The sequence below is a fragment of the Mycobacterium sp. genome (assembly GCF_049585075.1).
GTDB lineage: Bacteria > Actinomycetota > Actinomycetes > Mycobacteriales > Mycobacteriaceae > Mycobacterium.
Genome location: NZ_JBAUZA010000041.1, coordinates 1 through 6,481 on the forward strand (window position 1 = coordinate 1; position 6,481 = coordinate 6,481).

Annotated in this window: 7 protein-coding genes and 1 pseudogene; 1 reads left to right on the forward strand and 7 read right to left on the reverse strand. The window is 66.4% G+C overall.

All coding sequences use genetic code 11. From position 1 onward, the window contains the following. Together WB785_RS02095 and WB785_RS02100 are read right to left on the reverse strand one after the other, a co-directional pair. On the reverse strand, positions 1-660 hold a 660-nt coding region (locus WB785_RS02095), incomplete at its 3' end, for a thiamine pyrophosphate-binding protein (RefSeq protein ID WP_424077044.1). A 23-nt stretch (positions 661-683) separates the two neighbouring features. Further along, complete coding sequence (locus tag WB785_RS02100) at positions 684-1,472, reverse strand: alpha/beta fold hydrolase (protein WP_424077045.1); 789 nt, start codon at positions 1,470-1,472, stop codon at positions 684-686. A 125-nt stretch (positions 1,473-1,597) separates the two neighbouring features. Between WB785_RS02100 and WB785_RS02105 the strand changes: the two genes are divergently transcribed. Beyond that, positions 1,598-2,425 carry an alpha/beta fold hydrolase gene (locus WB785_RS02105; RefSeq protein ID WP_424077046.1) on the forward strand — a complete coding sequence of 276 codons (828 nt, stop codon included), beginning with the start codon at positions 1,598-1,600 and terminating at the stop codon, positions 2,423-2,425. Between the two features lie 4 nt (positions 2,426-2,429). Here WB785_RS02105 and WB785_RS02110 read toward each other — a convergent pair whose 3' ends face one another. The 5 genes and pseudogenes from WB785_RS02110 to WB785_RS02130 all read right to left on the reverse strand — a co-directional run. Continuing rightward, positions 2,430-3,140, reverse strand: a complete 711-nt coding sequence (locus WB785_RS02110; RefSeq protein WP_424077047.1) for a sensor domain-containing protein — start codon at positions 3,138-3,140, stop codon at positions 2,430-2,432. Positions 3,141-3,183: 43 nt separating this feature from the next. Continuing rightward, on the reverse strand, positions 3,184-3,903 hold the full coding sequence (locus WB785_RS02115) for a DJ-1/PfpI family protein (RefSeq protein ID WP_424077048.1): 720 nt from the start codon (positions 3,901-3,903) through the stop codon (positions 3,184-3,186). A gap of 14 nt (positions 3,904-3,917) precedes the next feature. Beyond that, positions 3,918-4,880 (reverse strand): GlxA family transcriptional regulator, encoded by a 963-nt coding sequence (locus tag WB785_RS02120; protein WP_424077049.1) that lies wholly within the window; start codon positions 4,878-4,880, stop codon positions 3,918-3,920. 75 nt (positions 4,881-4,955) lie between these two features. Next, positions 4,956-6,101: an LLM class flavin-dependent oxidoreductase gene (locus WB785_RS02125; RefSeq protein ID WP_424077050.1), complete on the reverse strand. Its 1,146-nt coding sequence runs from the start codon at positions 6,099-6,101 to the stop codon at positions 4,956-4,958. Between the two features lie 46 nt (positions 6,102-6,147). Beyond that, positions 6,148-6,481: pseudogene (locus WB785_RS02130) on the reverse strand (o-succinylbenzoate synthase); the annotation flags it as partial.

Consider the following 6,481-nt stretch of genomic DNA (forward strand, 5'->3'; position numbering starts at 1 on the left):
CAGGTCGATATCCAGCGGCTGGTCGAAGCTGACCTGCGGAGAGTAGGTCCACGGTTTGCCGCCCGGGCGTCCCTCCGGCGTGCGGCCGGTATCGGGGTCGGGTACCAGCGGCTCGCGCAGCGGGATGTCGAATTGCACCGGCCCGGCGTTGGCGCTGCGGGCGCCGGTAGCCGCGGCCAGCACCCGGCAGGTGGCCGACCGCCAGGTCGCGTTGAACGCGTCCATCTGCTCCGGGGCGTCCTCGGCCAGCCCGAGGCTGATCGTGGCGCGCACCTGGGTGCCGAAGTAGCCCAGTTGCTCCATCGTCTGGTTGGCGCCGGTGCCGAGCAGCTCGTAGGGCCGGTTGGCCGACAACACAATCAGCGGCACCCGCGCGTAGTTGGCTTCCACCACGGCCGGACCCAAGTTGGCCACCGCCGTGCCCGACGTCATCGCCACGCAGACCGGCGCGCCCGCGGCGATCGCCAGCCCGATCGCCAGATACCCGGCGGTCCGCTCGTCGATGCGGACATGCAGGCTGATCCGGCCGGCCCGGTCGGCGTCCTGCAACGCGAACGCCAGCGGGGCGTTGCGTGAGCCCGGGCACAGCACCACATCGCGGACGCCGCCGCGGATCAGTTCGTCGACGACGACGCGGGCCTGGGCCGTCGAGGGGTTCACCCGACCAGCCTATCTAGTGCGCGTCAGACACCCATAAAGCCGAAGAATTGCAGCGCCGCGGAGTTGACGGCGTCGGGACGCTCCAGGAATCCGAGGTGCCCGGTGTCGGCGAGCTGCAGGTACTGGCCCTTGGGTATGGCGTCGGCGACCTCGCGGCCTAGGTGCGGCGGCGTCACGATGTCGTCGGCGAAGCCGAGCACCAGCACCGGCGCGGTGATGTTGCGGTAGGCGGGCAAGTGATTGCCCTGCGGCGAGATGGCACCCTGGCGGATCATCCCCGGGGTGAGCTTGACCGGCCAGATGGTGAACATGCCGATCCACTCCGCGACGGCCTCGTCGTTGCTCAGCGTCTTGGGCGAAAAGCTCTCCAGCAATCGGATCTTCGCGTCGTAAGCGACCGGTAGCTGCACACCGGAGGCGGCGAACTCGTCTTCGGCGCTGCGGAAGAACTCTCGCGCCTTGTCCAGCCGGCCCCGGGTGGCCATCAGCACCGCCTGGCTGACCAGATCGGGCCGGGCCACCATCAGCTCCTGGGCGATGAACGCCCCCATCGACACCCCGACGATCCGCACCGGGCCCACGCCCAGGGATTCGATCAGCGCGGCGGTATCGGCGACCATGCTCTCGGTCGTGAAACCGTCGGCGTTTGCCGTGGCGCCCACGCCGCGATTGTCGAAGGTGATGACGCGGTAGCCCGCCGCCAGGAAAGCCGGGACCTGATACAGATGCCAGGTGCGTCCGGCACCGCCGCGTCCGGCGATGAACACGACGGGCTCTCCGGTCCCTTGGTCGTCGTAAGCCAGGTTGATCACGACGACAACCTACGCGACGCCATTGCGGTGGCAGCATCTGGCAGTTCGCAGCGTCGACCTGGCAGCGGCCGCTGAGCTGGAATATCAGGGAACGGAATCGACGAGTTGGAGGAGGAACGAACGACATGGCAGAGCTCGCACTCAAGCAGGCCACCATCGAATACCAGGAGTTTGGACCGCAGGATTCGGCGCACCCGCCGGTGCTGTTCATCCACGGCATCTTGGTGGACGGGCAACTGTGGCGCGCCGTCGCCGAAGAGCTGGGTGGCCGCGGGTACCGCTGCATCGTGCCGACTTTGCCGTTGGGGTCCCACACCATCCCGGTCCGCGACGCGACCGTGCTATCGCTGGCCGGTGTCGCGGAGCTGATCAACGACGCAATCGTCGCGCTCGACCTTTCCGATGTGACGCTGGTGGGCAGCGACACCGGCGGAGGGATATGCCAACTGCTCATCGACGCCCATCCCGACCGGATCGGCCGCCTAGTGCTCACTAACTGCGACGCGTTCGACAAATGCCCTCCTGCCCCATTCGATCTGGTGTTCGCCGTGCTTCGCGGCCCCATCTCTATCAAGGCGCTCTTCGCACAAATGCGGTTGCGCGTGCTGCGCAACTCCCCGCTTGGCTTCGGCCTGCTAATCAGCCAGCCCGATCCGGACATGACGGCCGACTGGCTGCGGCCATGCCTCAAGGACTCGCGCATCTGCCGCGATCTCGCGGGGCTGCTGCGTCAGGTGGCCAAGACCGATCTCACCGATGTCGCCACTCGGCTAGCGCGATTCAACAAGCCGGTCACGCTTGTCTGGGGTCAGGCGGATCGCTGTTTCACGCCGAGTTTGGGCCGTCGGCTGGCCGAGGCGTTTGGCAACGCGAAGTTGATCGAGGTGCCCGACGCGAGAACCTTCGTGGCGCTGGATAATCCGGAAGTGGTGGTCGACGCAATCGCGGGCTAGGCGGTTATGACCAAAACGCGCACTCGTGCCCGCGCGCAGCGATCCGATCCAGGATCCGGTTGACGGCCGTTGCGGGCTGGTCGGTCAGGTCGAAGCCGGTGAACTGCAGGTCGACGACGATGTTGGACTTGGCGGCCAGCACCCGGATGTCGGTGTATTGCTTGTCGCCGGTTGACACGTTGGAGATCATCGTCGCGCACCCGGAATCGATCGTGTCGCCGATCCGGTAGGAGTCCTGCCAGTCGGTTGGCAGCGGATACGCATACTTGAACTGCCGGCCGGCGCATTGGCGCCATTGGGCGCTTTGGTTAGCAACGAAACCCTTTGCGGCGGCGTCATTGTCGAAGGTGGCGGCGCTCTGATCGACCCAGTGCGGCACACCTCCCCCACTCATGTCTGTCTGCCGCACCTCGTAGAAGTCCCGATATCCGCTGCCGTCATAGGAGCCCGCCATACTGCTGAACACCGCGCCCACACAGTTGGCGGGCTGATAGATTCCTCGGTCCTCGGGCCGGGTCAAGGTGTCCTGGACGTCCATGTCGTCGAACTTCAGCAGCTGCTTCATTTCGTCGAGGCTGAGCAGCAGCGCGCCCAGGCCGTGTGCCTTCGCAGTGGGGTTTTTCGCGCCGCCGCGCCCGGTGGCGGTTCCAGCGACGGTCGAGGTGCACCCAACCAAGGTCCACACCAGCACCGCGATGACGCCAAGACGACGCATCCACCAAGCATAGGACCGCTAACCGCTTGACAGCGGCGGCAATTTAGCGGCGGCCGGCCTTGGCCCGCGCAGCGGACAGCGCCCGGTTCCACAGCAGCTGCGTCCCGGCCTTCAGCTGAGCCGGTTTGGCCACATCCCTGGCCATCAGTGCGGTGGCAGCCGCCTTGGTCTTCGCGGATGCCTTGGACATGTGGCCGGAGTCGAACGGCGGCTGCGGATCGTATTCCATCGACAGCTGGATGACCTTCGCGCGGTCTTCACCGCCGATTCGCCCGGCCAGCCACAGCGCCAGGTCGATGCCCGCAGACACCCCGGCACTGGTGACGATCTCCCCTTGGTGCACCACGCGTTCATCGCCAACGGGGATGGCGCCCAGGCCTTTCAGCATCGGAAGGGCCGCCCAATGCGAGGTGGCGCGTTTGCCGTCGAGCAAACCGGCGGCCGCCAGGATGATCGAACCGGAGCAGACCGAAGCCGTCCAGGTCGCGCTGCGATGCGCCTGACGCACCCAATCCAGCAGCTTCTTGTCGCGGGCGTGCGCCACGGTGGTCATCCCGCCGGGCACCAAAACGATGTCTGGCGAAGGAGTTTCGTCGAACGAATGAGTTGCGCCGATGACGAGAACACCGGAGTCGGCGGTGATCGGGCCGGGTTCGTGCCACACGAAGCGGACCTCGGTGTCGGGCAGCCAGCGCAGCACTTCGTAGGGCCCGATAAAGTCCAGCGCCGTGAAACCCGGATACGTCACAATCGCGATCTGCATAGCTGCTCCCTTGGTTAGGCGAAGGTCTTGCGGTATTGATCTGGCGATACGCCGACACGCCGAATGAAGTTGCGGCGCATGCTTTCCGCGGTCCCGAAACCGCATCGCGCGGCGATCACGGCCACCGTATCGTCGGTCTCTTCGAGCTGGCGGCGCGCGGCCTCCGTGCGGACCCGTTCGACGTAAGCGCCGGGCGCCTCACCGACCTCCGTGGTGAAAACTCGGGTGAAATGCCTTGGGCTCATGGTGGTTCGACGGGCCAGCTCCGCGATGCTGTGCACGCCACCAGGTTCGGCCTCGATCGCCTCTTGAACGTCGCGTATCGGCTGACGCTTGGCCCGCGGCATCCACACCGGCGCGGCGAACTGCGTCTGTCCGCCGGGCCGCCGCAGGTATAGCACCAGCCAACGGGCCACCGTCTGCGCCACCTCGGTGCCGTGGTCGTCCTCGACCAGCGACAGCGCCAGGTCGATGCCCGCGGTAACCCCGGCCGCGGTCCACACCTGGGCGGAGCTGCGCATGAAGATCGGGTCGGGGTCAACGACGATCGACGGGAATTCGCGCGCCAGCCGGTCGGCGGACCCCCAGTGCGTGGTGGCCACACAGCCGTTCAGTAACCCCGCCTCTGCCGCCAAGAACGCGCCGGTGCAGACGCTGGCCACCCGCCGGGCGCCGCCGGCCACCGTCCGAATCCAGTCGACGACCTGCGGGTCAGCCCGCACCTCGTGCACCCCGGCGCCCCCGGGCAGTACCAGGGTGTCGACGGGTTGGTCGCGTTCGGGCAGTTTCTCGGTCGCCAGCGACAGCCCGGAACTGGTCGTCACCGGTTGGCCGTCGACCGACGCGACCACGAGCTGGTATCCGTCGCGGCCTTGCGCCGCCAGCACCAACGATGCGGTCGCGAACACCTCAAGCGGGCCAACCAGGTCCAGCGCCTGCATGCCGGGGAAGCCGAGAAACACCACTGTGCGGGTCATGAAACTAGTGTTGGCGACGGATGCGATGTCGTCTACGCCCTGCACCCCACAGATTAGGACATCGGCGGGTAAGGACTAGAGCTTCTTCAGGCCCCGGATGATCTTGAAAAACGCTGGGTTAGCCAACACGCCCTTGCGGACGCTGCGTTGCATTGCCGTCACATTGGCCAGCACGACATAGCGCACTCCGCAGTCACGCCAGTGTGCTGCTTGGTCGATGACCTCGTCGGGGGTTCCGGCGAGAAGCATGTCTCGCACCAATTCTGTTGGGACTTTCTTGGTGTAGCTCAGCGCTGTCTGCTCATCCCAGTCCTGGGGAAGGATGTCCTGTGCGCCGCTAAAGCCGACTCCCAGCGGGTGTTGAGCGCCGTACTGGGCGAAGAACTCATCGGACGCGGTTAAGCCGAGCGCCTTGACCACCTCGGATGCCAGTGCCTCGTCCACCTCCGCGGCCGTCCGGCCCGTGACCACAAATAGCCAGATCGCCGGAACGATCGACATCGGGTCACGGCCCGCGTCGGACGCTGCTGCCCGAACGACGTCGAGGCGGCGTGCGTATTCCTGAGCCGAATGTGGGAAACCGGGAAAAAAGCCGTCGCCGTAGCGGCCCACGGCCCGCAGCATCCGGGGTCCATGCGCGCCGATCCAGATCTCTGGCCATTTGCCGCGGTAGGGCGGCAGATCAAAAACGGCTTTGTGCAATGGGAAAAACGGCGAATCCCGAGTGACCAGTTCGCCTTTCGAGTCCCACAGTGCCCGGATCGTCGCCATCGCCTCCTCGAACCGGGCGACTGGTTTCGACCAGTCCACCCCGTAGGGCTCGTTGCCTTCACGTTCGCCCGTTCCGATGCCGAGGATGGCACGGCCGCGGGTAAGCAGATGCAGCGTCGCTGCTGCCTGCGCGGTGACCGCGGGGTTACGCCGGCCGGTGTCGGTGACGCCGACCCCGAGCCGTAGGCGTCCGACGCGGTTCCGCGCCGCAATGTGACCGAGCATGGTCCACGGCTCGAGGTAGGCATCGAGCGACGGCATAAATTTCGACGCGCCCGCGTATTTCGGCGTCCAGAGCGATCGTGGGAACAACGAGTTGAGGTGGTCGGGCACCCAGAACGAGTCGACTCCGCTAGCGACCGCGCCCCAGTAACTTGCCTTGGTAAAGCTGTCGGCCCTCGGGCGGGCGGCGACGATCGGATCCATTAGGCCTACGCGCATAGAAGTCATCGGTGCAGTTTCGCCTCGGCAGTGTGGTGGTGTCTGGAAATTGCAGCTATCTCACGATCGGTTCTAGTAGCGGATAGCAGGCCCTGACCCGGTCGATCCACCACCGTCGGCGCTGCGGCGATGCGGCCAGCGCCGCCAGCCGCGCCGGATCGGGTGTCGCGACCGCGACCGGCAGATAGCCGTCGACCGGCGCGACGGCTTCGGTGACATCCTCGACGAACAACCCGCCGGTGCCTAGGCCGCAGGCGTGCTGCAGTTCCGGCAGCGCCCCGGCCGCTGCCAGGCCGACACCGATCCCGACGGCGGAATCCAGCGCGCTGGAAATCACCACCGGAATGTCGATCTGCGTAGCGATCTTCAGCAGAGCCGAAATACCGCCC

Excerpts from the sequence above, each read along its gene's own strand:
- WB785_RS02105 (WP_424077046.1), top strand. The coding sequence starts at position 1,598 with ATGGCAGAGCTCGCACTCAAGCAGGCCACCATCGAATACCAGGAGTTT.
- WB785_RS02110 (WP_424077047.1), bottom strand. The coding sequence starts at position 3,140 with ATGCGTCGTCTTGGCGTCATCGCGGTGCTGGTGTGGACCTTGGTTGGG.
- WB785_RS02125 (WP_424077050.1), bottom strand. The coding sequence starts at position 6,101 with ATGACTTCTATGCGCGTAGGCCTAATGGATCCGATCGTCGCCGCCCGC.
- WB785_RS02120 (WP_424077049.1), bottom strand. The coding sequence starts at position 4,880 with ATGACCCGCACAGTGGTGTTTCTCGGCTTCCCCGGCATGCAGGCGCTG.
- WB785_RS02115 (WP_424077048.1), bottom strand. The coding sequence starts at position 3,903 with ATGCAGATCGCGATTGTGACGTATCCGGGTTTCACGGCGCTGGACTTT.